Consider the following 24,211-nt stretch of genomic DNA (forward strand, 5'->3'; position numbering starts at 1 on the left):
TGGAAACAACTTGCAACGCAAGATAATTCCGGGCGGCAAGTCCACAAAGGGGTAGCTGGCGTAAGCCAGCGCAGGGGAAGGGTAACTTCCCCTGTGATGATTGGAGCAGATTGAAAATCTACGGAAATCATCTGCTGTCCGCAGGACGCCCCCGGCAGGGCGCAATGCACCACTTCCCGAAGTGGTGTATAATTGCGCCCTCTTTCAGAGGGGGATTTTCCAGCTTGTCACTTCGAAAGCTGTCAACGTGAACGCGCCCAGCTCGTCCACGTTAAAACTTCCCTTCAAAAATCAAGACGCGCCCGGCGCACTTTGATTCTGGAACAGTCTTTTTTATCGTTCCTGCTGTCGGGGCTTCTTGTCAGGATAGAGATTCCCGGCGACAACGGCGGCATGGCTTTTTATCTTGATTTCCCCTTCCTGCTCGCTGCGCTTTGCGTTCCGGTAGCCTTCATCGGAAAGGAAGAAACGGAACCGCTCCCCCTTAAAACCGACAAAGCACTGCTTCTGTACTTCCAGCGTAATCATGTGCCGGGTTTCCGGGTGGAACCGTTCCTTTCCTGACAGGTCATGCCCCTGCAAAATCGGCTCCTGTGCCTTTGCCGCCGCAAGCCGCTGGCGGATGGAATTGTCACGCTCTGCAAGGAACCGGGCTTTTGTGGCGGCAACAAACCGGCTGCACTCCGGCTCCGGTATCTTTTCCAGTTTTCGGATGGCGTTCTCCACGATTGCCTTTGTCAGTAAGTCCTTTATCACCGGCACGATTTCTTTCATGCCCGCAAGGGTTTCCGCCTTGGTCGGTGCGGCATACTGGTAGATAATATCCAGCTCGCTTTTTGAAAATTTCATTCCGTGTCCTCCTTCCGGTTTTCGGTAAGAACCTGTGCCACAAGCCGCTTCGTGTCGCCCCGGTGGAACAGTACCTTCAAGATGGTGCTGACCTGCTCGTCCGTCACGGATTCCGGGTGGGGGAGATGGCTTTCCAGCATTGCCCCTCTGGTGCAGAGCCGGTGCGTCCGTTCCTTCCGGTTCAGTGTCTTTATCTGGTGTTCCAGCATTTTCTCCTTATGCTGCGCCCGCCGCAGCCTTGCTTCGGTCTTTTCAATCTCCTGATTCAGTTTTTCCAGCTTCTCATTCATGGGCAGCATCCTCCCTGGGGAGCAGGATATAGATGTGGCTGACCTCCCCGATTCCCTGACGGACACGCATGATCATCCCGGCCTGTTCCAGCTCGTTCAGGGAACGCTTGCAGGTCTGAGGGCTTCGGGAAAGCGCAGCCGCTATCTCCATGACGGGGAAGCGGATAAACAGAATCCCGTTGCTGTCCTCGGTTCCCCTTGTCAGGATTTCATCCAGCAGGCGGGCGTACATGACTTTTGCTGTATTGCTGACCGGAAGTCGGAGCATTGCCTTTGGGAGCGGCATACAGGGCGGCAGGGGTGTACTGGCTATCATAAATTCACAATTCATTGGGTGGTGTCCTCCTTTTGGCTCGTTTGGATAGGTAACGGGGGCAGTCAATCATGACAGCCCGGAAACTCTGCTTGCACTCATGCTGGCATTTCCGGCAGAGTCCGTTGTAGCTTCTGCGCCCCGGTCATTCAGGAAAAAAGCAAGCTCTTTCTTCCGTTTTTTTGACATTCTCGGCATAATGCCTCCTTCATAGAAAAACCGCCCGATTCAGCAGTAACAGCCGGAATGGGCGGATAGTGGTTTTTTGTGTATCGTTTCGGGGCGATTTTCAGGGGAAATACAGCCGCAGAGCCGCCCCAAAATCCCCCTTAGTATTACGGGCAGGGCAGACTATGCCCCGTGAAATTGTTGTGTTTCGGTATCGTTTCGGTGTTCATTTTGCCGGTTCCCTCTGCTGTCGTTCCTGCCCCCGTCTTTGGCGGCGTTTCGCTCTCCTTGGTACGCTCGTTGCGGTCAGGGTTCCTCCGTTTCCCTGACGGAAGTCGTTGCGCTACATCGCCGGGGAGCATATCCCATACAGGCCGGTCATTCGATTGGAATAATCCATCGATGAACTACCTGTATCATAGAACATTTTTGAGCCTTGTGCCGTATGTCCACAAAAAAGGAATTAAGGGCAAATATCGGAAATTTCCACGATTGTGGAAAGTATGGTATAATCCAGTCAGGCGGCAGGGAAGCAGCCGCTGGAAAGGAGCGTGCGCACATGAAAGGAGCGACTACCATACAGGAACGCCTTTGGGATTTACGCAAGGAAAAAGGATTAAATCTGGAAGAACTGGCACAACTGACAAAGATTTCAAAATCTGCCCTTGCCAGCTATGAATCTAAGGACAATAAAGAAATCAATCATGGCAACCTTATCACGCTGGCGGATTTCTATGGAGTGTCCATTGATTATCTGTTATGCCGGACAGAAAACAGGGAGCAGGTCAACACGCCTTTAACAGAATTGCATTTGAATGACGAAATGGTTGCGCTTCTGAAAAGTGGCCGGATTAACAACCGTCTGCTGTGCGAACTTGCCACCCACAAGGACTTTATAAAGTTTTTGGCTGATATTGAGGTTTATGTGGATGGGATTGCTTCCATGCAGATTCAGAACCTCAACTCCCTTGTCGATACTGTCCGGCATGAAATTATAGAACGCTACCGCCCCGGAGAAGATGACCCGTACCTGCGGATTTTACAGGCCGCACACATTGAGGATGACGAATATTTCAGCCACATGATACAGGATGATATAAGCGTAATCGTCCATGATATTCGTGCTGCACACAAGTCTGACAGTGAGAGTGCGCCACCGACTACCATTGCCGAAGAATTGAAACAGGACTTAGAGGATGTTGCAAATTTCAAGGGAAGCCCTCTTGAAAAACAGGCTGCGCTTTACTGCAAGCGGCTGGGTATCAATTATAACAAGCTGTCTGATGTGGAGTTCCGGCAACTTGTACATATCCTTGAAAAATCGAAATTCTTCAAAAGCTATGTCGGCCAGAGAAAAAAACGGAAATAAAAAACCGCTGTTGCATGGTTGTGTATGTTTCCATGTGGCAGCGGTTTTGTGCTGGTGGTATTTAGTTGAGAACGTGGCTTGATAAACTGGAAGTTGTTTATTAAACCTTTTTAACCTTAACCAACAACATCATAGGTCTACGCATTTCATCACACATTCCCGGCATATCCATCATATCTGCCGGAGGCATTGCTTCCTCAATAGCCTCAATTTGAAAACCACATTTTATAAGTGGATTCAATATCTGCGTTAATGTGTGGTGCTGTTTAATTACTCGTTGACCAAGAAAATTGGTTTCTCTTTCGCCTGTGTAATAGTAATTGTCGATTGGCCAATATTTAGGTTTCCCATTTTCATCATAAATCCAATCCTCATTAACACCTGCGGTGAAAGTCGGATGTTCAATATTGAATAGGAAATACCCACCTACTTTTAATGTGCAATACACCTTTTGATAAACATTAGCTAAATTTTCGATATAGTGCAGTACCAGGTTAGAAACAACTAGGTCATAAGTATTTTCAGGATAAATGTATTCTTCAACACCGCAAACTTTATACTTGATTTTGTCATCAGAGTTATCAGCTACTGCTTTTGCAATCATTTTTTGACTACTATCAATACCAAGAATTTCAGTAGCTCCCATTTGTGCGGCATATTTGCAATGCCAACCGTAACCACATCCTAAATCCAAAACTTTTTTTCCCTGTAATTTAGGCACTTATGAATGATTTTCTACGCAAAATGGCAAAATTTCACCCATAGCAAATTAGCATTAGTTTAAGACGCCAACGCTGGAACAAGGATCAGATTCTTTACATTTAAACCGGCCGCAATGATTTCTTTGCCAAGGGCAGTGATCAGATATTTATAAGAACCGGGTATTTTTTCAATCAGACCATGAAGCCTGAGCCGTTTAAAAATCCTTGTCATCGCAGACGGCGTGATTTCAGGAAGATGTTCACGGATATTTTTCCCCTGCATACCAAAGGCCATGTATTCCCCTCTGCTGATGGCTTCCAGGATGGACAGATCGCGGGAATCAAAAAAGTTAAATCCACGGTAAGAACGTTCCTTCTCCTTTTGCGGGCGGCTGACTTCATCCAGCTTCTTTTTTCCGCTGCTGTGGTCATCAAAAGATGAAATAAATTCAAGATAGCGGAGGTTCGCAGATTTCAGGATTGCGAACAGATGGTACAGGCTGTAGATACTCTTTTTCAAAGGCGCTTTCTGAACGCTGGCAGTTCCATCTTTGTGCTGAACTTCACGCTCCACACGGAATGTGCTGATGTCATTGCAGGTACTTTCAATCCGCAGGACACAGCCGAATTTATCATACATTTTAATGGATACATCACCCATATGGTGTTTGATTCTCGTACCGGGAATACGCTGGTTATAGTTAGTTCCGATTTCTTTGATACAGTTATAAGTGATACGCTGTCCGAGGAATGTGGCGATATCATCTGGCTTTACCGTAAATATCGCAGTGCGGATGATTTCATCGTAAAGGGGTTCCAGATATTCAGGCTTTTTGAACATGATATCCGTTGCACATTCAATCTGTTGGACCGTCCATGTATAGCCAAGCCCAAGGGACTCAGGGACAGGGCTGTAACGTTTGGCAAAGACATCCAGAACCTTGTGGAGATCTTCCGGGTTAATCCGGTCGGAAAGCTTCTGGGCCGTTTCTATATCGGAAATTTCCAGAAAGGCGTTGTCGTGCATACGGTAACTAATCTGCTTCCTGTCCAGTTTATGGGCAAGAAGGTTATGCCCGTTCATATAAAATTGAAGGCGGAAAGGCGGCCATGTTGGGACGCGCAGATAGCAGAGGCCAAGTTCTTTGTCAATAAAATAAAAATAGTAATGGAGACATTTGCTCTGATCGAACTTTAAGAAAGTCTTCCCTGTTGTTTTATCATGCCATGGTCTGTAAGTATTGCAGCATTCCATGGCAGAAAAGATATGGACGAGGCCTTCTGTTTTTCCGGTTTCAGAAATGATCTTCTGGATACGGTCATCTTTGCGGAAAGCATGGAGTTTGCGTATGAACTCAATTTCAATCCCGTTTTCCGAAGCAATCCTATCCGCATTCTGCCGAACCTGCTCTGTAAGGGGCTGTGAGAAATCAGAATAATCAAAAATGCGGATGTCGTTGGTCTTCATATATGTGGTCATTGCATCAGCATGGCTCCAGTTTGGGATGTATCCCTGGATGATCATGCGATCATAACAGGTAATGATGCCATAAATTTTATCAGCGTATTTATCTGTAAGTAACATAATAGAAATCCCCCTTTTTCTTTAGAATAACACAAAAGGGGGAACTACAAAATAGACTTTTCCGGTTTATCCGGGTTAGGGAATAACGGTTGCAACTGATGCCACTCTCCAGCAGCTTTCAGACCGTCTTTGCTTCTTCCCATTTCCGCATATGCGGCAAAAAATTCACTATTATCGTAAACATTTCTCATTGATAATTACCTCCACAACTCCCGATTTTTCTGGCTTTATTATATTACAATGTCCTTCCAGATGGAATAGGCTTCCTCAAAAATTCATTCAAAACCTCTATGTTTGTCAACTTTCCGCTTCGGTATCTGATTCCGGCTCATTCTTCGTGATAACAAGCCGCCCTTGCTGGCATTTCACGGTAATTTTATCCCCAGCGGAAAAACCGGCCTGTTCCAGCCAGTTTCCCTGTAAAAGAATCTGCGGCGGCGATTTTTTGAAAGCACCTCGCCCATTATAAACGGTCAGTTTACGGTCGTCCATCCGTCCTCCTTCCCCGCCGCCTGCCGGCATACGATTTCAAATACATCCCCATCCTCTGTCCTGACAGTGAGCAGGCTGTTCTGCTCGTCTGCGTTCAGGTCGGCAATCCCCATCCCTTCGCTGTCGTTCAGTAAATCAAAAAGTTTGTCCCTAAAATAATTCAGTTTCATTCTGTTGTTCCCCTTTCATAGCTTATAGTCTATTGGCTAATATTATATAGTCTTTTAGAAGCTATTGCAATCCCTATGTGTGATGTAGTCTAAAAGTGAACAAAATAAATGCTAATAGCTTATGAAATGGGTGGGCATTATGGAAACAAAAGGATTGGGCAAACGTATCAACATGGTGAGGAAAGACCGGGGATTCACGGCTGACAGGCTTTCAGAATTATGCAGTATAAACGCAACCTATCTCCGGCAGATTGAAGGCGGGACAAAGGTTCCCAGCCTGCCTGTATTTATCAATATCTGCAACGCACTGAAAATTTCCCCGGATTATCTGCTGCGGGATGCGCTGGGAGATAATGAGGTCAGTGATATACGGGAACTGGCAGAGTTGTGGGAAAGCACTTCGCCCAGCCAGCAGGAAATCGCCGCTGCCATGATTCGGGCGGTATTGGAGCGCAGGGAAGATTAGAAAGACCAGCCGGTAATCGGCTGGCCTTTGCATATCCAATCAAATATAAATCAATTCGCTTTTTATGATTTCCTCTGCCCGGTTTCGGATATTGTTCATCCGCCCTACCCATTCAAGCTGGTTCCGGGCTTTCAGTTCCTCGGTCACTCCCTCGGTGGCTTTCATCTGCTCTATGATTAAGTCAAGCCGTTCCTCCGCCTGCTCGTTCAGGTCGGCAAGGTACGTCCATAATTTCCCTGTTAGGATAAGGGAACTGTACCATGCCGGATGTTCCTGTTTCAGATATTCCCGGTGCAGCCGCCCATAATGTCCGATAGGGCGGTCTTCCTCCGGCAGCTTCAAGTCCGGGATATAATAATCGCCTACCAGAATATAATCAATGCCGTTCTCTGTGATTCTTTCTTTCAGTTTTTCCATTATCGTTCCCTCTTGTGGCGGAAGGCTCGTCACTGGCCAGTTCAATCACGTCCATAATGCCACAATCCAGCGTTTCGCAGATTCGTGCCAGCGTGTCCATGCTGATGTGTTTTCCTTCTTTGCCCATATTGGCAATCATATTTGTGGTTAGGCCAGCGGCAAGCCTTAAATCTTCTTTCCTCATGTTTCGCTCTATCAGCGTGTGCCAGAGCGGTTTGTAGCTGATGTGCATTTTTCTCCCTGCCTTTCTGCCCCGGATGGGCGCTTGCCCCCATTATATCAGGTTTCTTGCTAATCCACAAATATTTCTTGACGATATCGCCGGTTCCGTCTGGATTGTGCTTTTCCTTTCCTCTTTTGATTACCTCTAATTAGCCATGACCTGCTTTATGCCCTGAGATTTCGCTCCGGGATTGTCATTACCATATCCCTCCATCAGGTTAATAACGCCCCATGCTCCAAGTCCTGCACCTACTGCCATAACTAAAATCTTTAATACATTTACTGCCTGTGCGAAAAATTCCATAATTTATTCCTCCTCATTTTCTTCTTTCTTTTCAATCTTGTTGTATGACTTCACTACAAAATTTTTGTAAGTCTTTCCCTCTTTTTCACGCTTCTTAAAGTAGCCGAATACATGAATCAAATCGCCCTTTTCAAAGTCCTTTGCTTTATCCGCTTTTTCTCCATAGGCTGCACAATTGATGTACCCCTTGCCTTTACCGTACTTCTTTACAAGCGTAAAGTTTACAACTTCTACTTCTTCACCCTCTTTTTCAAAACTTGAGAAAGTAGGTTCTGCCACTAAGTTGGCATTGATGTTAATCATTTCTTGCTTCATTAAAAATTTCTCCTTTTCATTTCAATAAAAAAAGCGACCGGAAGTATTACTTTTCCAATCGCTATACTCATACTATTTAGTTTTTTACTCAGTGGGACTTCTGATCCTTATCATCTTGCCTCCTTACTTTTGCATAAAAAAGCAGCAAATCTATTTTGTAGACTTACTGCATTCTTGTAATAACTGTTTCCCTATTCAGTTTTGCTTTTCCTTTCCGTTTCATGTAGCTTTCTATATCAAATAAATTTTTCTTATCATAGTCCTCAAGCAGCTTATAGTTCTTGTGCTTTGTAATATCGTACTTATCTGAAAGAAAAGGTCTGACACCTCTAAGCTGAAAGATACATTTTCCACCATCCATGACCGTAATCTCATCCTGACTCATCAGCTCTTTGCCTGTTTTTTGATAGTTAAGTCCAAAGCTCTTTTGATTGCTCCTTGTTTCCGATGTATTGTAAAAATCTATGGTTTCCTTACCAAGCGTTTCGGAAAGCTCTTTTAATGTTGTTTTTTCTTTTCCTCCTAAAAATAAGGTACTATCACAATTACCCACAATGGTATCGGCATTATCCTTATATATCGCCTTTAGCTGAGATTGTGCCTGTAAGATAATACTCGCTGAAATCTCTCTACTTCGGATTGTTGCTATAAGTTTCTCAAACTTTGGAATTAAGCCGATGTTTGCAAACTCATCAAGGAGGAATCTTACATGAACAGGAAGTCTGCCACCATATACATCATCCGCCTTATCGCAAAGCAGATTAAATAACTGTGAATACATAATAGACACTACAAAGTTAAAGGTATCATCGGTATCGGAGATAATAACAAAGAGTGCTGTCTTTCTATCTCCCAGTGTATCAAGCTCCAGTTCATCTTCTTTCATCAAGTCTCTTAGCTCCTGAATATCAAATGGGGCAAGCCTTGCACCGCAGCTTATAAGGATAGATTTCGCTGTTTTTCCCGCAGCCAATTTATATTTTTTATATTGCTTTACTGCAAAGTGTGTAGGTTCTTTCTTTTCAAGTGCTTCAAAGAGCCTATCTATCGGATTCATATAGGTTTCGTCATCTTCTCTGACTTCGGAAGCGTCTATCATATCGAGGAGTGTTGCAAAGTTCTTTTCTTCTCTTGGAGCTTCATAGAAGATATATCCGATAAGTGCTGTATAGTAGAGCTTCTCCGCTTGTTTCGATAGGTAAGCCTTTGATATAATCTCCAGCTTTTCCCCCGACTAACACCGGACATGCGACTTTCACCGCATCCGGCGTCCCATCGATTGTTTTCACAAACATTTAATCAGTCACCAAATAAAATTTTGTATTATTCTATTGCTAACAGACCTGCCTGCTCTCGCAGACTATTAATTTTAATCATCATCTTTTTAGTGGTTTTAAGTTGTTTAGTTAAGGCTTTTAGTTCAGATAGGGGCTGTTCATCTAATAATGATTGATACTTCTTGTGAATCAAAGTCATGTTTTTGTAGCGTTCGTATCCACCTAATTTTTTAGGTGTTTTTAGCCAAGTGACTATGTCTTCTACATTTATAAACTCTTCTCCACTAACAGCACATTTCCCTTTTTGTGCAGAAAATAATGATATTCTGCAATCATAGTATTCTGTACTGTGGCTTTTAGGGAGCTGTTCTCTTAAACCCTTCATAATTGCTTTATTTATATTAAGTTCAGTATGAATCAGTTCCCGACCATCGGAAGTATAACTACAAACTGCCGACTTTTTAGCCATCGGTATCTTATTTTTAATGTATGCAATTGGATAAATCATCTGGTCAATTCCTGAAACATATCGAATCATTTTGGAATTGCCAAATCTCTCTTTTTCCGCTTCTATGACAGTACCACCGTCACGTTTTAACATACAACCCTTTTCCGTATTAAGCCTATTGGTTAAAACGGTCATAATTCGCCTGTGGATATTTCTGCAATCAATACTGATACAGGTGGCAAGCTGATAATAATTTTGAATCCCCAACACCATGGAATTGAACAGCTGAATTTCTGAAAGACAGCTTTTCGTTTCCCTTGGTTTGGCGATGTTCTTTGCCTGTTCCACTAACTTATCTGTTTCAATTTCAACCTTTTTGTCACAGATTGCTGATTGCACCACATATTTATGGCTTTTCGACCTAACCCTAATCTTGAACCCTAAAAACTCAGACCATCTCTTACGAGTATTCACAATCCTTGTCTTTTCAGGTGATACTTCAAGTTTAAGCCTTTCTTCAATCCACTTTGTAACGGCTTCCTTTGTCTTTACAGCTTCTTCTTTGGTTCGACAGAATATCCTAAAATCATCTGCATATCTGATGATGTGCATTTCCTTTAGATTTGTATTTTTCATCAGCCTATATCCATGGCTTTTGTCAAACACTTCTGTTTTTCCAATGATTCTGTACCTTCCACGACTTACCGCTATGGGATTTTCTTCCCATTGACTTGCTACCCACCAATCAAGTTCGTTTAGAACAATGTTGGCAAGTAGTGGCGATATGATTCCACCTTGCGGTGTGCCTTTATGCGGTTCTATAAGTGAGCCGTCAGGCATTTTAATTGTCGCTTTCAGTATCCGCTTTATGACGAAAATCAGTCTTTTGTCTTGTATTCCAAGCGACCACATTTGTTTAATTAGCTTGCTGTGATTTACATTGTCAAAGAATCCTTTGATGTCAAACTCAATCACATAGTGCAAGTTCATTCTCTGCAACATGGTATAAGTTCGATTGATAGCATGTTCCACCGAACGATTTGGTCGGAAACCATAGCTATTGTTACTGAACTTTGCTTCACATATGGGTTCTAATATTTGCTTAATACATTGTTGTATCAGCCTGTCCCATATACACGGAATACCTAACGGTCGTGTTTTTCCGTTTGGCTTTGGGATATCTTTACGCCTTACAGATTTTGTTCTGTACCCGTGCTTACTCCCTGTGACAATAAACTTCACTTTCTCCACCACCTCATCAGGAGATTTGCTCCCAATATCCGTGATGTTTTTTCCGTCTGTTCCTGCTGTGTAGCTTCCTCCATTTGCTTTGATATTTCTGTAGGCAAGTAAGATGTTGTTCTGGCTAAGAATCAAATCCATTAGGTTTTTGAACACTTTGCCATTTTTACTCTTTTGATAGAGTTCATCAAAAGTTTCTTGCATACCATAATATTCAGCATGTCTTAGATCATCTACACATAGATTTTTACTTTTCTTTGGCATAAGGCATCACCTCCTTTTTTGAAAGTGACCCTTTTGGTCTTACTCGAATCCTTATCTCGGACTGAATAATGCCTGTTTATTACAACCGACTAGAGACCATTCCTACTTCTCCTATTACAGGAGCTATCAACGGTTCGGTCTCAACCTTTCAGCAACGGTTAATCTGCTTATTGTTCTTCGTCAGAAAATCTTCTTTTGAAGACCCGTTACCTTTCCTTGTTCCGATAATTCTATCTGTGCATATATATCCTTAGGTCTCTTGCCATAGTCCTGTTGGCTATGATTGTGCCTGTAACACAATATGGTTGTTCGGAGGGTAAATTTCTACTAAACCACACCAACTACGCTTTAACGTACCCATGTATTTCTACATGGTCTTCTTATAGAACCGTACATTCGCAGATTCGTCAGCTTGCCCGCCAAGGCAAACATTCTAACCATAGATATTTTATAGAGTCTCGGCTTATAGGTAGCACATCCCACCTCTGGGACACTTTCGTAGAACTTATGGCAGTTCCTTACGGCTACTCTCAGCCTTTGTCACGGAGCTTCACACCCCAACCTTTACAATCGACGCATGTCCATCAAGACTAGGCGTTTCAGGGCGTTACCCCGTCATTCCACCTATCGAATTATCAGTTCATAAACCACTAACAGTTTATGCGTAGGCTTTTTACCGCCTACGAACAAGTCGCACTGACCCAAAAATCCTCACCTGCTTTTTCTCCCTCACCTTTAGTATTGGCAATGATTGTCTGCACCAATTTCAGAATATCTTTCTCAGAACGGATATAGGCAAAAGGATTGTATTTCATGCTCTTTTTGAAGTTGATGGTATTTAGGATTTTTATCTCATATCCGTTATCTTCAAGCATCTTACCGCACTCAAGGACTATCGTTCCTTTCGGATCAGTTACGCAATATGACGAGTGCATCTGCATAAGGTTAGGTTTGACATAAAATCTTGTCTTACCACTTCCTGATCCACCGATTACAAGTACATTTTTGTTACGAGCATACTTTGGATTAGCCGGTCTACCATTCATAGTTAGGCGTTCTGTCTGGGTAAGCAAGATATTGTTTTGAAACTTTTCATCCATGTATGGCTCAATATCTTTCTTATTTCCCCATCTTGCTGAGCCATACTCTTTCCCCTGTCTAAACTTTTTAGCATTTTTACCTTTGGTATAGACAATAAATTTAATCAGTACAGCCACTCCGACTCCTATGATTACATCCACCGGATGAATGCTTGGAAGAAAACTCATGGTATTAAGTTCTAATATTCCCTGAAAGATTTTATCTATGACATCACCACCGGTATAGCTTCTCACATGATGGGCAAAGATGTTTCCTAAATAGAAAAATGCAAGATAGGGAATGTTTTGCTTTAGAAACTTTGCCTTATCCTGCACCTTAAATAAGCCTTTGATGTCCTTTAATATTTTATCTATCATAGGCTCTGCTCCTTTTGTTTATTCTTGACTTTATCTTTGGAAACAGAGTTCTTAGCCATTTCCTTAAACTTCTCAATATTCTTGTGAATAGATTCTTTCCTTTCCGTTTTCTTTTCAGACTGTGCTAATGCGTGCTTAAAGGCTTTATCCATCACTTTCATGTCTTTCGCTTGAAAGAATACAGAGTATTTTCCTGTTTCCTTATCCTTCATCACTGAAAACTTAACACCATACCGATTAAGTTCTTTTTTCAGTTCCTTAAGCTCCGCTTCTTCAACCGGAATTTCTTCAAGCTGACCTTTCTTTACCATATCTTTGAGCTTTACTTCATTTCCGTTGCTATTTACAAGTTTTTCAAGTCCCCCAAGTTTTTCTGCTTCTTTCATCAATTTCTTTAACAAGTTCAGAATTAGCTTTCCTGTTACTTTAGCAGCTTTAACTTCCATATTCAGCGTTTTTCTTGCTATTTCTTCATTAATCAAGTTCTCTCACCTCCATTCAGCAATCTGTCCTTATTCCGATTCAACTTATCCCTTTGAATGATTTTTCTAAAATCCTCTCCTACAACCATAACAGGAATACACATCTCTATAATCCTTGAATAGATTCTCTGATATTTCACGCTGTCTTTACAGTTTTGGATTGTGTCGTAGGAAAGGTTAGTGGTAAAGATAGTCGGTTTCTGTTTTAAGTACCTGTTGTTGACAATGTTATATACCTGCTCTTTAGCATAGCTTGTATCTCTTTCTATTCCCAAGTCATCCAAGATAAGAACGGAAGTATTTACAAGAGATTCAATATATGCGTTCTTATCAAAATCAAATCCTCCCTTTTGCAGCTCATTGATAATCTGTGCAAAATTTCTTATTTTAACGCCTATTTGATACTGTTCAATAAGGCTATTTGCAATGGAGCAGGCAAGATAGGTCTTTCCACTTCCTACCGAGCCATAAAAGAGAAGTCCGATATTTTCCTTTTTCATCTCCTCATAGTCTTTGACAAAGTTTTTAGCAATGATAAAGCTTTGATTTTCTTCTCCCTGATAATTTTCAAAGGTGTATGACCACTGAATAATCGAGTTAAAGCAGCTACTCTTTAATCGTTCAATTTCCATCTGCTTTTGTCTTTCTTTTTCTCTTGCCTCTCTATCTCTATCGCATTTGCAAGAAATCTTAAATATCATCTTGTTATCAAAGAACTCCATCACTTTTCCATCTTTTCTTTCATGGCAGACTTTACAAAAGGCGTGTCCGTCTTTGATATATTCTTTTTCAGGATCGTAAGAATACTCTACATCCTCTATCATTACTTTTTCTAATTCTTTCATCATAGGTGTTCTCCTTTATCATATTCTTCCCATGTAGGGATATTTGATATTTTCACTTCTTTGCTTCTTCCCTGATCTTTATAAAACCAAGAAAGGATTGTTGCCTTATGGTCTTTATATGTCTTGCCGGTACTTTTGATATATGCCGACAAGCGTTCAATGTAATTTTCAAGTTGTGAGTTCATTATGATTTGTAAATCGGATATATCTTCAGCAGCTAAAAACACATTTTGAAATGTTCCAAGCCCGTTTTCACTAAAACTATATTCTCTCTTACTATACTTACTCTTATTATTCTCTATATAGTTACAGTCAAGATTTTTAACTTCCTGAAGTTCATTTTCTTTACTTCTGAGGTCAACATCTTTTACTTCTGAAGTAAAATTTTTTAACTTCTGAAAGTCATTTTCTTTTACCTGAAATACGCTCATAAAATCTTTGACATAAATGATATTCGGTTTGCCAAGACCAAGTCTTACCCGTTCAATCAGTCCAATTCCTTTTTTACTATCTAACTCATCTAATGTTTTTATGGCAGTTGGCTTTGAGATATTTCTTCTTTTCATAATTTCTTCAACTGTGAAATAGATAAATACTCTGCCATCTTTGTCTATCCAGTTATTCTTAAAAGACATTCCTGTTCGTTTAAGAAGCATTGAATAAAGGATAATTGCTTCAGCGGATAATCCTTTAAATTCTTCTCCATCAACCAATATCTCCGGTACTTTTAAGAAATTAAACCTTTCCGCTTCTCTGTTATAGAAATAGTCAAAGTCCATCGCTTCACCTCCCTTCCTTAAAAATTGGCGAAGAAAAAGACGATAGTTTTTATCTATCGCCTTTGGTAACCATTTTTATGAATTTTTTTAGATTGATTTTATTGCTTCATTGATTCCTTGAATGAATGCTATAACGGCTGCTCCAACCATCGGTATTCCATAAGGACTTAACAAAAATCCTAATACTAATGCTTCAATGCCAAGTGATATATCTTTTTGCATAAATGATCCTATTGCAGCAACTATACACATCAGCATTAAGAAATACAGAATAGTTGTTCCTATGCCAAGTATAAATGTCAGAAAGGCTGTGAGGATACTCAGCAGCAAACTGATTGGAAACAATATTATTTTTATTACCCATCTCATTTATTCTCACCTTCTTTGTAAGCAGAAGGAGTTATATATTGACTTGAAATATTTTTCGCTCTCATAGAAGCCTCCTTTTACAATATTTTATTATATTTCTATGATTCTTAAAATAGGGATACAGTGCTGAAAGCCCCGAATTATCAAGCTTTTTTCTCTGTATCCCTATTATATCTCAAGCCCATTTCGTATGTGATAAACTGTGTAAGTCATCAGTATACTGTGACATAAAAGACCTCCTTACATCTTTCGTTGTAGTTTTCGGACCACATACGAATTTGTAAGGAGGCTCTTTTTCTTTATTTTTTCATTAAAGTTTAGAATAATCCTTAGACTATTCAGAAACTCACCAACCAATAAAAAGGCCACACATTTTGTGACCTCTCGACAAAAACATTATTCCACCATTCTCTTGATCATTCCATCTGCCATGATTTGAAGAATAATACAACAAGAAGTAGCACCTGCATCAAGGTGTCCCTTACTTCTTTCTCCAAGTCTGGAGGCTCTTCCTAATTTAGCAACCATATCTCTTGTACTTTCTTTTCCCTGTTCAGCTCCTATTTTTAAAGCTTCCAGACATTCTTTAAAGCCTTTACCAGCTTCCTGGGCTTCTTTGAATGATTCATAGGCAGGAACAATGGTATCCACCAAAGTTTTATCTCCGGGTTTTGCACCAGCCAGATTCATTAATCCTTCTTCTGCATTTTTTAAAGCTTCTTCAAAAAGCTTGGCATCTATCTTTTCCTCTGTTTTCAATGTTCGACTTAATTTTGAAAAGAATGTCCCATAAATAGGCCCCATGCTGCCTCCGATGTCCATCACCAATGTCTTTCCTAACTTTTTCAAAGCCTCCGAAAAACTATCATCTTCTTTGATTCTTACATCAGCCATTAAAAAGCCCTTATTCATGTTGACTCCATGATCACCGTCTCCGGTCTCACCATCAATTTCGCTTAAATATACCGAGTTGTTGTGAATGGCCTGTATAATTTCTTTTACAATACAAGCATTATCTTCATTTAATACATATTCCATTCTACTTTCCTCCCAATTGAGTCAGCCCCATGGTTTCTACTTCCATATCCATGCATTCTTTCAATTCCTCATCGACTTTCATCAACGTCAATGTGATTCCATTCATTTCCAAAGATGTGAAATAATTTCCCACATAGGATTTATAGATCTTAAGACCTCTTTGTTTCAACAGTTTCTCTACCTCATTAAAATAGATATATTGTTCCATAACCGGTGTAGCTCCTAACCCTGAAACCAACACCACAACTTCATCACCTTCCTGATATGGAATATCATCACATACTAGAGGCACCATTTCAACAACCATTCCCTTTGCATCCGATAGTGGTTCAACTTTGATTCCCGGCTCTCCATGATGTCCGATTCCAAACTCCATCGTTCCTTCTTTAATTTCAAAATTCGGTTTTCCATTTGCAGGAATTGTACAAGGGGAAAGTCCAACTCCAACACTTCTAGTATTATCAATGGCTTTTTGAGAAGCTTTGATGACTTCTTCTAAAGTTGCACCCTGCGCTGCTTTAGCGCCACCGACTTTCCACATCAAGATTTCTCCGGCAACTCCTCTCCGTTTTTGAATATCCTTCTTAGAAGCACTGGCTACATCATCATTAGCCACTACAGTCTTAACCTCAATATCGTCATCTTCGGCCAGTTCCTTAGCCATTTTGACATTCATGTTATCGCCGGCATAATTTCCATAAAGTACGGCTACTCCCATGCCTTGATCCACTTCTTTGATACAATCATAAAAGCTCTTTGCGGTTGGACTGGAAAAAATTTCACCGACTGCAACGGCATCCACCATATTCTTTCCACAATAGCCAATAAACGCTGGTTTATGTCCACTTCCACCCCCAGTTACAATTCCGACTTTTTTCTTATCTTTGACAAAATTTGATACAATAACTCTTGGATTTTCTTTAGACACATGAACCAAATTTTTATGACATTTTAAAAACCCCTCCAGCATATCTTCCACAACCAGATTAGGATCATTGATTATTCTTTGCATAGTTCATTCTCTCTTTCATAGTGTTAAAATAAGATTGGATTTAAAAGGAATCCATTCATGAAGTGCTTTCGACTTTGGACGGTGATTGCGCTTTTTTTATAAATATATCCTATATATTTCCATAGTTCCAAATACACAATCATCATACATAAACACCTTTCCATTAAATATTTTCGGTCATACATAATTCAAATTTTAATGATGATAGCGTTTTTCAATTTGCATGATTCTATTGATTTTTGGAGTACTTGGACCATCTTTAAATTCAATCTCCAGCCATCTATCCAATAGTAATTCAGCAGATTGAGGTGCAATAATTCGCGCTCCCATACATAACACCTGGCAATCATTACTTTTGATCATTCTTTCCAATGAAAACATGTCATGAGCTACCGCTGCGCGAATACCCGGAATCTTGTTAGCAGTAATCGCCATGCCGATTCCTGTACCACAACATAGGATCCCTCTTTTACACGCACCTGCTGTAATTTCTTTGCACAATCTTTCGGCAGTATCTGCATATAAAGAAGGTTCTTCATTATATACCCCAACATCTTTAACTTCATAGCCCTTATTTTCTAAATATTGTTTGATTGTTTCTTTAAACTTATAAGCAGCTTCATCACATCCAATAGCAATTTTCATTTTTCCTCCTGTTTAAAAATTTTAAGAGAAAGGAACCTTACCTTTCTCTTAAAAAACTATAGTTTTGTAATCGCAAATACAACTTTGCAAGGTTCACTTTCAAAATTTACAAGTTGATATCTTGTACCAGCCGGCAAGAAGAATGTTTCTTCTTTTTCCAGTACAAAGCTTTCTTCTAAATCTGTTAAATTAACCGTAACTGGACCGTCAATACAGAACAACGCAGCATCCCCTTCATGAGAATCAGGTTCTGAGCATCTAGGGCCATATCCACCCGCAGGTAAAATAAATTCACCAAAGTGCCCATAATCATTACTCGTTATAAAACGCATTAGCATTGGGTGTTTTGTTCCATGAATATTATTTAACTTTTCAAAGTCCCGAACTCCATAAACGGCACCTGTTTCTCTAGCTTCCTTGGCATCAACAGGCCAATGCCCAATATCATCGGTACATCCTTGTCTGGAAATATCTTTGATTTTTCCTCTCATATTTGGCAACTTGTCATTGTTTGGACCTTTATAAAACTTAGTTTCCTCATCAGAAGGTATAACTGCCGGTGGAATTTCTTCGCTCCATGCCTTAGGTGTAATAAAATATAAAATTCTAGTCTTTTTATCTGAAAAATTATGACAGCAATGCCATGCACCTTCTGGCATAAACAAACCTTCTCCTCTTTCCAAATAAGCAAATTGTCCATTTCCACTTCTTTGAACAACAGGACCATCAAGAATATAATATGATTCATCTCCAGGATGAATATCTAGTGGAGCAAATACACCTCCGGGACCTAATTCATATATACCCAACATAAATGTATCTGTAGATATTAATGTAAAAGTATTATCTGATGTAGTTGCATCATTAGGTGGATAAAGAGCAGTAGAATACTCCCATTTATGAATCAATATAGGTTTTTTATCTTCCGGTGCAAACGGAAATTTTTCTAAAATATCAACTAATTTTGCCATAACGAATCTCCTTTCAACTAATCTTCAATACTTTGATCAACTGGCTTTTTTAATAGCAACAAAACACCTGCTGTAACTAAGCCGCCTATTAACAAGGCCACTAAGAACAAAATAATATTGTTTAATGCAAAGATAACAAATAACCCGCCATGAGGCGCCTGCATAGTTAATCCAAACATATAAGATAAAGCACATCCAACAGCTGAACCAGCCATTAAAGAAGGAATTACCTGTAAAGGATTAGCAGCAGCGAATGGAATAGCAAATTCAGTAATCATCGCTAAAGCACCTGCAATTAAACCCGGTACTGCCGCTCTATCAGCGTCATTAAATTTGTTTTTTGATACAAGAATAGCAATTGCCAATCCTAAAGGTGGAGTCATAGATCCGATAAAGTTAGCAGCCATAGGCATAAAATTTCCTGTATCCATCGCCGCTAAAGCAAATGCATATGCGACTTTATTACAAGGACCTCCCATATCGAAAGCTAACATACAACCTTGAACAATTCCTAAAATAAGCATATTTCCTGTTCCCATATTATTTAAGAAATCAGTCAATGCTCCTGTTAAAGCTGCAATAGGCCATCCTATTACGTAATACATTAATAGACCGATAATTCCTACACCCAAAACAGGGATAATTAAAGTCGGCAATAGTGAGCGAAGAGAAGCAGGGACCGGAATTTTCTTCAAAAGATTAGTCAAGTATCCTGCAATAATACCTGCTAACAATCCTCCAAGAAAACCAGAAGCTTGACCTAGGCCCCATGGGTCCGTTGCCATCCATGCGCCGACCATTCCTACTGCAATTCCTGGCTTATCAGCAATAGAGTAAGCAACAAACGCTCCAAGAATAGGTACCATTAATCCAAAAGCAGCTTTCCCTAACCAAAAAATTGTTGAAGCAAAATTTCCGCCTTGCGCTACATCGTTTGGAATATTATAACCACCAATCAAAAATCCAATTGCAATCAAGATACCTCCAGAAATTACGAATGGAAGCATGTATGATACACCAGTTAAAAGGGATTCTTTAATCTCCTGTAAAGTATTTTTCATATATTATCTCCTAAACTCTATTCTCCAAAAATAATCTTTGGATTTTTTATTACTTCATGTGGCGTAACTTTTATGATTTTATCTTTATATGTATTAAATCTTTCTGCTTTAGTAATACCCACATCATTAGCAAAAACAATCAAATCTGCAGATTCGATATCTGACTCTTTTAATTTATTTTCAATTCCTAATGCACCTTGTGTTTCCACTTTGCACAAATATCCTCTTCTTTTGCATTCTTTTTTTATAGCTTCAGCAGCCATATAAGTATGTGCTATACCCGTTGCACAAGAGGTAATGGCAATTACTTTCATACTTATTGTCCTTTCTTTCAATCATTTATTATAGTTTTCGATATTTTCTATTAAGTTATCGTAATCAGTACACTTGCTAAGAATTTGAAGAAAATCATCATGAACCAATAAACCTGCAAGATTAGCCAGCACACGCATATATTCTTCGCCTGATTGCGAACCTGGTATAGCTAACATAAAAATATATTTTACTTCTCCAGACTCTCCATGAGATTCATAAACAAACGGCTCTTTACAACGGCAAAATCCGATTCCAGACTTTAGTACTTCATCACACTTTCCATGTGGCATCCCAATCATATTTCCCATATAAGTTGACCCGATAGATTCTCTATATTCAAGTGCATTTATATAAGACTGTTTATTTGAAATAATTCCCGCCTCCAAAAACTTATCAGCCATCATCTCAAACATTTCTTCTTTACTATGAAACGGTTCATGGTCAAGAACAACTGCATTTTTAACAAGTGTTTGCGAAAGACATAATTTATTCATGATAACTACTTCCCATTTTTAAATACAGTTAACACCTCTCTTGCATATCCTCTCATGAACTCATACGCATCTTCTTGAACTTCATGCCAAAATGCATTTCCATTCTTCTTCTCCAATTCTTCATACACATGCTTGCTGCAAGCTTTGGCCATATAAGAATAGTAATTAATTTTAGAGCATCCGGCACTGATTGCAGCTTGAACCTGGTCAGCATCTACACCACTTCCGCCATGCATAACAACTCTAGTTTCTTTTGGCATAGCTTTGCGAATTGCTTTCACTCTTTCAATATCTAGGATTGGTGGCTCTGCATAAATTCCATGCGCGGTTCCAAAACATACCGCTAAAGCATCTACACCTGTATTTCTTGCAAACTCAGCAGCTTGTTCAGGATCTGTAAAAGTTTTTTTGATTGTTTCATGTGTCCATCCAGTTGTAACTCCACCATGAGAGTCTTCTTCCGTAGATGTCATAATCCCCAATTCTGCTTCTACAGTAATATCCAAGTCATGCGCAATTTTAGTAAACTCTTTTAACTTAGCCATATTTTCTTCAAAAGGTAGAGCACTAAGGTCATACATAATTGATGTGAAACCACAACGAATAGCCCTCATGACAAAGTTATAATCACTTCCATGATCCAAATGAACACATACTGGTACTTTTGCTTTTTTAGCATATTCAACCATTTTCGGACCAATCTCTTCAATTGGAATCAATGAATCATGAACCTGCGCATGATCAATAATAATTGGGACATTTAAATCTTCAGCTGCGCCAATAACTGCTCTAAGAGTTTCGACATTCGGCGTATTAATACAACCTATTGCATATCCTCCTTTTTCAGCATCTTCTAATATTTTTTTCATATTTACTAACATTTTTCTTATCCTCCCTTAAATTGAACTAGCAATTTCTTTTAAATTTTTTAAGCCTTCTATGGCTAAAGCTTCTCCAGTCGGAGCAAAGCTTCTCCATATTGCGCAATTGGAATTCAGTTCTTTAAAACTTGGATCAAAGCTTTCGATGGTACAAGGACCTTCATACCCTACTTCCTTTAATGCATTAAACAATTCAGGAAAAGGTACTAATCCAGTACCGGGAATGCCTCTATCATTTTCGTTAACATGCACATATCCCAGATATTTCTTTCCACAGGTTTTGACAGCGCCTGAGAAACTTTTTTCTTCTCGAATCATATGAAAACAATCTAAATGTACTTTTATGTTTGATGTTCCTACATCTTTACAATATTGAACCGCGTCTTCAGCAATATTTAAAAAATGCGTTTCAAATCGATTTACACATTCCACACAAATGTTTAAATCCGGATATACTTGAAGTGCATATTCACAAATTTCTTTCATTGCATTAACTGAGTTGCTCCATTCCTCATTTGTTCTTGGTTTTCCGGATAAGCATCCCCATCCGGCATAATTGACTCCTCCAAGAATTTTACTTCCTAATTTTTTATTAATATCTACTAGTAACTTCATGGATCTAACGCCATTTTCCCGAATACGAGCATCTTCTGAAAGAAGATTTCTTTGATCATCTAAAGTTGTGGTAGTGACAGGGATTAAACTTGTTTTTTTCAATTCTTCAATTACTTTTTCGGTTGGGAATGTTTCTGGATGAGCAATGGCAAAGTCTATTACTTTAAATCCTAATTCTTCTGCTTTTTTTATTACCCAGAGATCCTTCTCTAAAAAGTTTTCTGTCCAAATAAAGCTGTCTACTCCAAATGTTATGTCCATCTTATACCTCCAATCTCTTTTAAAAGCGCTTTTATTTACATCTTCATTTTAAAAAACAATATGTAATTCAGCCATAGCTCATAAATCCCGATTTTGCACGAGTTCTCATACAAAAAAAAGATATGGCCAATTCACCATATCTCTTACTCTGCATTTTTGATGTACTCCAATAATTCTGCCGATGTTGTAGAATTTTTAATATTGATTAAATTCCCATCTTCACTGACCAATCTGTAAAAGTTTTGGAACAAAGTCATCACTTCTTTACGATTATCAAGATTGATAGCAAATATAAAAATTAAATCCACTTTATCTTTTTCATTCCATTCAAGCGGATTTTTCAATTTTATGATGGCAACACCACTTTTCAAAACACCTTTCTTAAATCCATGTGGCATTGCAATTCCTTTACCAATGGTAGTCGGCACAATATTTTCACGTTCAATTAAGACATTATAAAAATCTTTAGTAACATAATTAAATTTTTCTAAAAGTGCACAACCAGCTTTAATTGCATCTTCTTTTTTCTTAAATATGTGATTAACAAGAATGAGATTCTCGTCAAAAAGCGACTGCTTATATATCGTCATTCTATATCTGTTTTGTATTTTTTCATTTACTGCTCTTTGTATTCTATCTAAATCTACTTGATCTACTCTTCTGGAAATTTTTATTGGCGTTTGATTGTCCATTAGAACAGTGGTTAAAACTAAATCATAATCTTTAAAAGATTCAACATTATAATCTTCAAATTCCATAATTTTTATGATAGAGATATTATGCACATTTCGTTCAATTTTATTCTTTAAATATACAGATATATTTTTATCAAATGAAGTGATAAACAATGTTTTGACCAGTTCTTTCTTCTCAATTTTTGCATTATCAATCAACATTGCTATATATGCTACATCTGTGTCTTTTACAGTAAAATGAAAACTATCTTCCATAAGCCGCATATTCGCTAGTACAACACCATATATACTCGATAAATTTGTTTTAATATCATTAATCAAATATTTATTTGGAACTGGCTGATAACTCTCACGAATTTGCTTCTTAATGAATAAATTAGCAATATTTGTAATCATATCATCTGTCAAAGACATTTCAATTTGCGCAACATTTTGTATGTTTTTTAATAATGTAACTGCTAAACCAATATAATATTCTTCTTCATAAACTCCACGGCTCGCCCTATCATAACAGCCGTATAAGGTAAATTGTATGGCAAGACAATGAATTTCCATAGTTAAAAATTTATCTGTAATAGGAAATAAAGTATATATTAAATCTTTTGCAACTGAATATTCTACATAACTACTTTTATACTTACTAAGTATATTTTTTTTGACAATAATGTTTCCTTCGTTCACTCTTCGCTTTAAAATTGCTAAATATTCGATTAATTGAATAAACGATGCATCTGCAAAATGTGTGTTTAGTCTTTCTTCTGCTTTCTTTAATAAATTTTGTAAATTATACAAATTTGAATCTGAATAAAATTTACTAAAATAATTAAAAAAAGTTTTGGATATGCGTAAATCAAAATTGTCAGGTCTATCTATATCAATACTTGTAAATTCCATTAATTGCTTATTGCTATCCATAATAGCTTCGCGAATGTCAAACTCATCGCCTTCTACTGTTAAGCCAAAATTTCGCACTCGCATTAATTTAATGTTATAAAAGTCTAACCACTTTTCAATAGATTCTAAATCATATAGTATCGTATTTCTACTTACACCTAGATCATCAGCGAAAATTTGGATTGTGTAATTGGACTTTTTCATAAAAAGAATGTTCAAAATATAATTTTGCCTATATACGTAAGAATCGGATTGATTAATTAATTTAAACACTTCATCTTTTAGTATTTCTATATCGGATGAACTACTCTCAAGAATAAAGCCCTTACCCGGAACTGATAATAATTTGCCACCGACTTTTGAAAGAATCATTTTTGCCTCTGCTATATTATGTTTTACTGAGCTTTCAGATACATTTATATTGGCAGCTATTTGTTTGGCTGTTTTAAATTCATTTTGTGATAACACATATCGTATTATTTTTTCAGTTACATATTCCATATTA

The 24,211-nt window shown here is 38.9% G+C and carries 30 protein-coding genes and 3 pseudogenes; 2 read left to right on the forward strand and 31 right to left on the reverse strand.

Annotated elements, in window-relative coordinates; all coding sequences use genetic code 11:
- Positions 1-333: 333 nt before the first annotated feature.
- The 4 genes and pseudogenes from ACTQX6_RS07170 to ACTQX6_RS07185 form a co-directional block, all read right to left on the reverse strand.
- Complete coding sequence (locus tag ACTQX6_RS07170; RefSeq protein WP_441657385.1) at positions 334-849, reverse strand: DUF5720 family protein; 516 nt, start codon at positions 847-849, stop codon at positions 334-336.
- Positions 846-1,139, reverse strand: coding sequence for a DUF3847 domain-containing protein (locus tag ACTQX6_RS07175; RefSeq protein WP_044478895.1), 294 nt, complete (start codon positions 1,137-1,139; stop codon positions 846-848). Before ACTQX6_RS07175 ends, ACTQX6_RS07170 begins: the two co-directional genes overlap by 4 nt.
- Positions 1,132-1,470, reverse strand: a complete 339-nt coding sequence (locus ACTQX6_RS07180) for a MarR family transcriptional regulator (protein WP_044478897.1) — start codon at positions 1,468-1,470, stop codon at positions 1,132-1,134. The genes ACTQX6_RS07175 and ACTQX6_RS07180 overlap by 8 nt, the downstream gene beginning before the upstream one ends.
- Positions 1,460-1,650, reverse strand: a pseudogene (locus tag ACTQX6_RS07185) (hypothetical protein). The gene ACTQX6_RS07180 and the pseudogene ACTQX6_RS07185 overlap by 11 nt, the downstream one beginning before the upstream one ends.
- Before the next feature lie 415 nt (positions 1,651-2,065).
- On the opposite strand from ACTQX6_RS07185, the gene ACTQX6_RS07190 reads away from it, so the two are divergent.
- Entirely contained in the window at positions 2,066-2,989 is a 924-nt protein-coding gene (locus ACTQX6_RS07190; protein WP_441657709.1) for a helix-turn-helix domain-containing protein, read from the forward strand.
- A gap of 100 nt (positions 2,990-3,089) precedes the next feature.
- On the opposite strand, the gene ACTQX6_RS07195 is transcribed toward ACTQX6_RS07190, so the two are convergent.
- The 5 genes from ACTQX6_RS07195 to ACTQX6_RS07215 all read right to left on the reverse strand — a co-directional run bounded on the left by ACTQX6_RS07195 (position 3,090) and on the right by ACTQX6_RS07215 (position 5,937).
- Positions 3,090-3,710 (reverse strand): class I SAM-dependent methyltransferase, encoded by a 621-nt coding sequence (locus tag ACTQX6_RS07195; RefSeq protein WP_046921238.1) that lies wholly within the window; start codon positions 3,708-3,710, stop codon positions 3,090-3,092.
- A gap of 59 nt (positions 3,711-3,769) precedes the next feature.
- Positions 3,770-5,275, reverse strand: coding sequence for a MarR family transcriptional regulator (locus ACTQX6_RS07200; protein WP_046921239.1), 1,506 nt, complete (start codon positions 5,273-5,275; stop codon positions 3,770-3,772).
- 44 nt (positions 5,276-5,319) lie between these two features.
- Positions 5,320-5,466 (reverse strand): hypothetical protein, encoded by a 147-nt coding sequence (locus tag ACTQX6_RS07205; RefSeq protein ID WP_191979432.1) that lies wholly within the window; start codon positions 5,464-5,466, stop codon positions 5,320-5,322.
- A 106-nt stretch (positions 5,467-5,572) separates the two neighbouring features.
- Entirely contained in the window at positions 5,573-5,767 is a 195-nt protein-coding gene (locus tag ACTQX6_RS07210; RefSeq protein WP_046921240.1) for a SymE family type I addiction module toxin, read from the reverse strand.
- Positions 5,749-5,937 (reverse strand): hypothetical protein, encoded by a 189-nt coding sequence (locus ACTQX6_RS07215; protein WP_046921241.1) that lies wholly within the window; start codon positions 5,935-5,937, stop codon positions 5,749-5,751. The genes ACTQX6_RS07210 and ACTQX6_RS07215 overlap by 19 nt, the downstream gene beginning before the upstream one ends.
- Positions 5,938-6,076: 139 nt before the next feature.
- On the opposite strand from ACTQX6_RS07215, the gene ACTQX6_RS07220 reads away from it, so the two are divergent.
- Complete coding sequence (locus tag ACTQX6_RS07220) at positions 6,077-6,403, forward strand: helix-turn-helix domain-containing protein (RefSeq protein WP_044478901.1); 327 nt, start codon at positions 6,077-6,079, stop codon at positions 6,401-6,403.
- Between the two features lie 39 nt (positions 6,404-6,442).
- On the opposite strand, the gene ACTQX6_RS07225 is transcribed toward ACTQX6_RS07220, so the two are convergent.
- The 22 genes and pseudogenes from ACTQX6_RS07225 to ACTQX6_RS07330 form a co-directional block, all read right to left on the reverse strand.
- Positions 6,443-6,820 carry a TnpV protein gene (locus tag ACTQX6_RS07225; protein ID WP_046921242.1) on the reverse strand — a complete coding sequence of 126 codons (378 nt, stop codon included), beginning with the start codon at positions 6,818-6,820 and terminating at the stop codon, positions 6,443-6,445.
- Positions 6,780-7,052: a helix-turn-helix domain-containing protein gene (locus ACTQX6_RS07230; RefSeq protein ID WP_022621317.1), complete on the reverse strand. Its 273-nt coding sequence runs from the start codon at positions 7,050-7,052 to the stop codon at positions 6,780-6,782. Before ACTQX6_RS07230 ends, ACTQX6_RS07225 begins: the two co-directional genes overlap by 41 nt.
- A gap of 135 nt (positions 7,053-7,187) precedes the next feature.
- Complete coding sequence (locus ACTQX6_RS07235; RefSeq protein WP_441657386.1) at positions 7,188-7,346, reverse strand: Maff2 family mobile element protein; 159 nt, start codon at positions 7,344-7,346, stop codon at positions 7,188-7,190.
- Positions 7,347-7,349: 3 nt separating this feature from the next.
- Entirely contained in the window at positions 7,350-7,661 is a 312-nt protein-coding gene (locus ACTQX6_RS07240; RefSeq protein ID WP_141604754.1) for a single-stranded DNA-binding protein, read from the reverse strand.
- Between the two features lie 163 nt (positions 7,662-7,824).
- Positions 7,825-8,850: pseudogene (locus tag ACTQX6_RS07245) on the reverse strand (VirD4-like conjugal transfer protein, CD1115 family); the annotation flags it as partial.
- Positions 8,801-8,956 carry a hypothetical protein gene (locus ACTQX6_RS07250; protein WP_441657387.1) on the reverse strand — a complete coding sequence of 52 codons (156 nt, stop codon included), beginning with the start codon at positions 8,954-8,956 and terminating at the stop codon, positions 8,801-8,803. The pseudogene ACTQX6_RS07245 and the gene ACTQX6_RS07250, both read right to left, overlap by 50 nt.
- Positions 8,957-8,984: 28 nt before the next feature.
- Positions 8,985-10,892: a group II intron reverse transcriptase/maturase gene (gene ltrA, locus ACTQX6_RS07255; protein WP_441657388.1), complete on the reverse strand. Its 1,908-nt coding sequence runs from the start codon at positions 10,890-10,892 to the stop codon at positions 8,985-8,987.
- Positions 10,893-11,584: 692 nt separating this feature from the next.
- Positions 11,585-12,349, reverse strand: a pseudogene (locus tag ACTQX6_RS07260) (type IV secretory system conjugative DNA transfer family protein); the annotation flags it as partial.
- Positions 12,346-12,831, reverse strand: a complete 486-nt coding sequence (locus ACTQX6_RS07265) for a PcfB family protein (protein WP_004819983.1) — start codon at positions 12,829-12,831, stop codon at positions 12,346-12,348. The pseudogene ACTQX6_RS07260 and the gene ACTQX6_RS07265, both read right to left, overlap by 4 nt.
- Positions 12,828-13,679, reverse strand: coding sequence for an ATP-binding protein (locus ACTQX6_RS07270; protein ID WP_141604757.1), 852 nt, complete (start codon positions 13,677-13,679; stop codon positions 12,828-12,830). The genes ACTQX6_RS07265 and ACTQX6_RS07270 overlap by 4 nt, the downstream gene beginning before the upstream one ends.
- Entirely contained in the window at positions 13,676-14,455 is a 780-nt protein-coding gene (locus ACTQX6_RS07275; RefSeq protein WP_441657389.1) for a replication initiator protein A, read from the reverse strand. Before ACTQX6_RS07275 ends, ACTQX6_RS07270 begins: the two co-directional genes overlap by 4 nt.
- 87 nt (positions 14,456-14,542) lie before the next feature.
- Complete coding sequence (locus tag ACTQX6_RS07280) at positions 14,543-14,824, reverse strand: CD1845 family protein (RefSeq protein WP_141604759.1); 282 nt, start codon at positions 14,822-14,824, stop codon at positions 14,543-14,545.
- A 396-nt stretch (positions 14,825-15,220) separates the two neighbouring features.
- Complete coding sequence (gene dhaL, locus ACTQX6_RS07285; protein WP_272007615.1) at positions 15,221-15,862, reverse strand: dihydroxyacetone kinase subunit DhaL; 642 nt, start codon at positions 15,860-15,862, stop codon at positions 15,221-15,223.
- A 1-nt stretch (position 15,863) separates the two neighbouring features.
- Positions 15,864-16,874, reverse strand: coding sequence for a dihydroxyacetone kinase subunit DhaK (locus ACTQX6_RS07290; protein WP_441657390.1), 1,011 nt, complete (start codon positions 16,872-16,874; stop codon positions 15,864-15,866).
- Between the two features lie 195 nt (positions 16,875-17,069).
- Complete coding sequence (locus ACTQX6_RS07295) at positions 17,070-17,519, reverse strand: RpiB/LacA/LacB family sugar-phosphate isomerase (RefSeq protein ID WP_168966446.1); 450 nt, start codon at positions 17,517-17,519, stop codon at positions 17,070-17,072.
- A gap of 56 nt (positions 17,520-17,575) precedes the next feature.
- On the reverse strand, positions 17,576-18,490 hold the full coding sequence (locus ACTQX6_RS07300) for a cupin domain-containing protein (RefSeq protein WP_195223027.1): 915 nt from the start codon (positions 18,488-18,490) through the stop codon (positions 17,576-17,578).
- A gap of 17 nt (positions 18,491-18,507) precedes the next feature.
- A complete protein-coding gene (locus ACTQX6_RS07305) occupies positions 18,508-19,551 on the reverse strand; it encodes a PTS fructose transporter subunit IIC (RefSeq protein ID WP_195223028.1) in 1,044 nt (347 codons plus the stop codon).
- Between the two features lie 17 nt (positions 19,552-19,568).
- On the reverse strand, positions 19,569-19,865 hold the full coding sequence (locus ACTQX6_RS07310) for a PTS fructose transporter subunit IIB (protein WP_195223158.1): 297 nt from the start codon (positions 19,863-19,865) through the stop codon (positions 19,569-19,571).
- 21 nt (positions 19,866-19,886) lie between these two features.
- Positions 19,887-20,360, reverse strand: a complete 474-nt coding sequence (locus ACTQX6_RS07315) for a PTS sugar transporter subunit IIA (RefSeq protein ID WP_195223157.1) — start codon at positions 20,358-20,360, stop codon at positions 19,887-19,889.
- A 5-nt stretch (positions 20,361-20,365) separates the two neighbouring features.
- Entirely contained in the window at positions 20,366-21,241 is an 876-nt protein-coding gene (locus ACTQX6_RS07320; protein ID WP_195223156.1) for a class II fructose-bisphosphate aldolase, read from the reverse strand.
- A gap of 15 nt (positions 21,242-21,256) precedes the next feature.
- The gene (locus ACTQX6_RS07325) at positions 21,257-22,117 is read right to left on the reverse strand and encodes a sugar phosphate isomerase/epimerase family protein (RefSeq protein ID WP_195223155.1); all 861 of its coding nucleotides are present in this window, start codon (positions 22,115-22,117) and stop codon (positions 21,257-21,259) included.
- 143 nt (positions 22,118-22,260) lie between these two features.
- On the reverse strand, positions 22,261-24,207 hold the full coding sequence (locus ACTQX6_RS07330; protein ID WP_272002494.1) for a BglG family transcription antiterminator: 1,947 nt from the start codon (positions 24,205-24,207) through the stop codon (positions 22,261-22,263).
- Positions 24,208-24,211: the final 4 nt, after the last annotated feature.

It is taken from the genome of Faecalicoccus sp. LCP19S3_E2 (assembly GCF_052121255.1).
Taxonomy (GTDB): domain Bacteria; phylum Bacillota_I; class Bacilli_A; order Erysipelotrichales; family Erysipelotrichaceae; genus Faecalicoccus.

Bases quoted from the DNA above. Each gene is read 5' to 3' on its own strand.
- ACTQX6_RS07170 (WP_441657385.1), bottom strand. From the start codon at position 849: ATGAAATTTTCAAAAAGCGAGCTGGATATTATCTACCAGTATGCCGCA.
- ACTQX6_RS07175 (WP_044478895.1), bottom strand. From the start codon at position 1,139: ATGAATGAGAAGCTGGAAAAACTGAATCAGGAGATTGAAAAGACCGAA.
- ACTQX6_RS07180 (WP_044478897.1), bottom strand. From the start codon at position 1,470: ATGAATTGTGAATTTATGATAGCCAGTACACCCCTGCCGCCCTGTATG.
- ACTQX6_RS07190 (WP_441657709.1), top strand. From the start codon at position 2,066: ATGTCCACAAAAAAGGAATTAAGGGCAAATATCGGAAATTTCCACGAT.
- ACTQX6_RS07200 (WP_046921239.1), bottom strand. From the start codon at position 5,275: ATGTTACTTACAGATAAATACGCTGATAAAATTTATGGCATCATTACC.
- ACTQX6_RS07205 (WP_191979432.1), bottom strand. From the start codon at position 5,466: ATGAGAAATGTTTACGATAATAGTGAATTTTTTGCCGCATATGCGGAA.
- ACTQX6_RS07210 (WP_046921240.1), bottom strand. From the start codon at position 5,767: ATGGACGACCGTAAACTGACCGTTTATAATGGGCGAGGTGCTTTCAAA.
- ACTQX6_RS07215 (WP_046921241.1), bottom strand. From the start codon at position 5,937: ATGAAACTGAATTATTTTAGGGACAAACTTTTTGATTTACTGAACGAC.
- ACTQX6_RS07220 (WP_044478901.1), top strand. From the start codon at position 6,077: ATGGAAACAAAAGGATTGGGCAAACGTATCAACATGGTGAGGAAAGAC.
- ACTQX6_RS07225 (WP_046921242.1), bottom strand. From the start codon at position 6,820: ATGGAAAAACTGAAAGAAAGAATCACAGAGAACGGCATTGATTATATT.
- ACTQX6_RS07230 (WP_022621317.1), bottom strand. From the start codon at position 7,052: ATGCACATCAGCTACAAACCGCTCTGGCACACGCTGATAGAGCGAAAC.
- ACTQX6_RS07235 (WP_441657386.1), bottom strand. From the start codon at position 7,346: ATGGAATTTTTCGCACAGGCAGTAAATGTATTAAAGATTTTAGTTATG.
- ACTQX6_RS07240 (WP_141604754.1), bottom strand. From the start codon at position 7,661: ATGAAGCAAGAAATGATTAACATCAATGCCAACTTAGTGGCAGAACCT.
- ACTQX6_RS07250 (WP_441657387.1), bottom strand. From the start codon at position 8,956: ATGTTTGTGAAAACAATCGATGGGACGCCGGATGCGGTGAAAGTCGCA.
- ltrA (WP_441657388.1), bottom strand. From the start codon at position 10,892: ATGCCAAAGAAAAGTAAAAATCTATGTGTAGATGATCTAAGACATGCT.
- ACTQX6_RS07270 (WP_141604757.1), bottom strand. From the start codon at position 13,679: ATGATGAAAGAATTAGAAAAAGTAATGATAGAGGATGTAGAGTATTCT.
- ACTQX6_RS07275 (WP_441657389.1), bottom strand. From the start codon at position 14,455: ATGGACTTTGACTATTTCTATAACAGAGAAGCGGAAAGGTTTAATTTC.
- ACTQX6_RS07280 (WP_141604759.1), bottom strand. From the start codon at position 14,824: ATGAGATGGGTAATAAAAATAATATTGTTTCCAATCAGTTTGCTGCTG.
- dhaL (WP_272007615.1), bottom strand. From the start codon at position 15,862: ATGGAATATGTATTAAATGAAGATAATGCTTGTATTGTAAAAGAAATT.
- ACTQX6_RS07290 (WP_441657390.1), bottom strand. From the start codon at position 16,874: ATGCAAAGAATAATCAATGATCCTAATCTGGTTGTGGAAGATATGCTG.
- ACTQX6_RS07295 (WP_168966446.1), bottom strand. From the start codon at position 17,519: ATGAAAATTGCTATTGGATGTGATGAAGCTGCTTATAAGTTTAAAGAA.
- ACTQX6_RS07300 (WP_195223027.1), bottom strand. From the start codon at position 18,490: ATGGCAAAATTAGTTGATATTTTAGAAAAATTTCCGTTTGCACCGGAA.
- ACTQX6_RS07305 (WP_195223028.1), bottom strand. From the start codon at position 19,551: ATGAAAAATACTTTACAGGAGATTAAAGAATCCCTTTTAACTGGTGTA.
- ACTQX6_RS07310 (WP_195223158.1), bottom strand. From the start codon at position 19,865: ATGAAAGTAATTGCCATTACCTCTTGTGCAACGGGTATAGCACATACT.
- ACTQX6_RS07315 (WP_195223157.1), bottom strand. From the start codon at position 20,360: ATGAATAAATTATGTCTTTCGCAAACACTTGTTAAAAATGCAGTTGTT.
- ACTQX6_RS07320 (WP_195223156.1), bottom strand. From the start codon at position 21,241: ATGTTAGTAAATATGAAAAAAATATTAGAAGATGCTGAAAAAGGAGGA.
- ACTQX6_RS07325 (WP_195223155.1), bottom strand. From the start codon at position 22,117: ATGGACATAACATTTGGAGTAGACAGCTTTATTTGGACAGAAAACTTT.
- ACTQX6_RS07330 (WP_272002494.1), bottom strand. From the start codon at position 24,207: ATGGAATATGTAACTGAAAAAATAATACGATATGTGTTATCACAAAAT.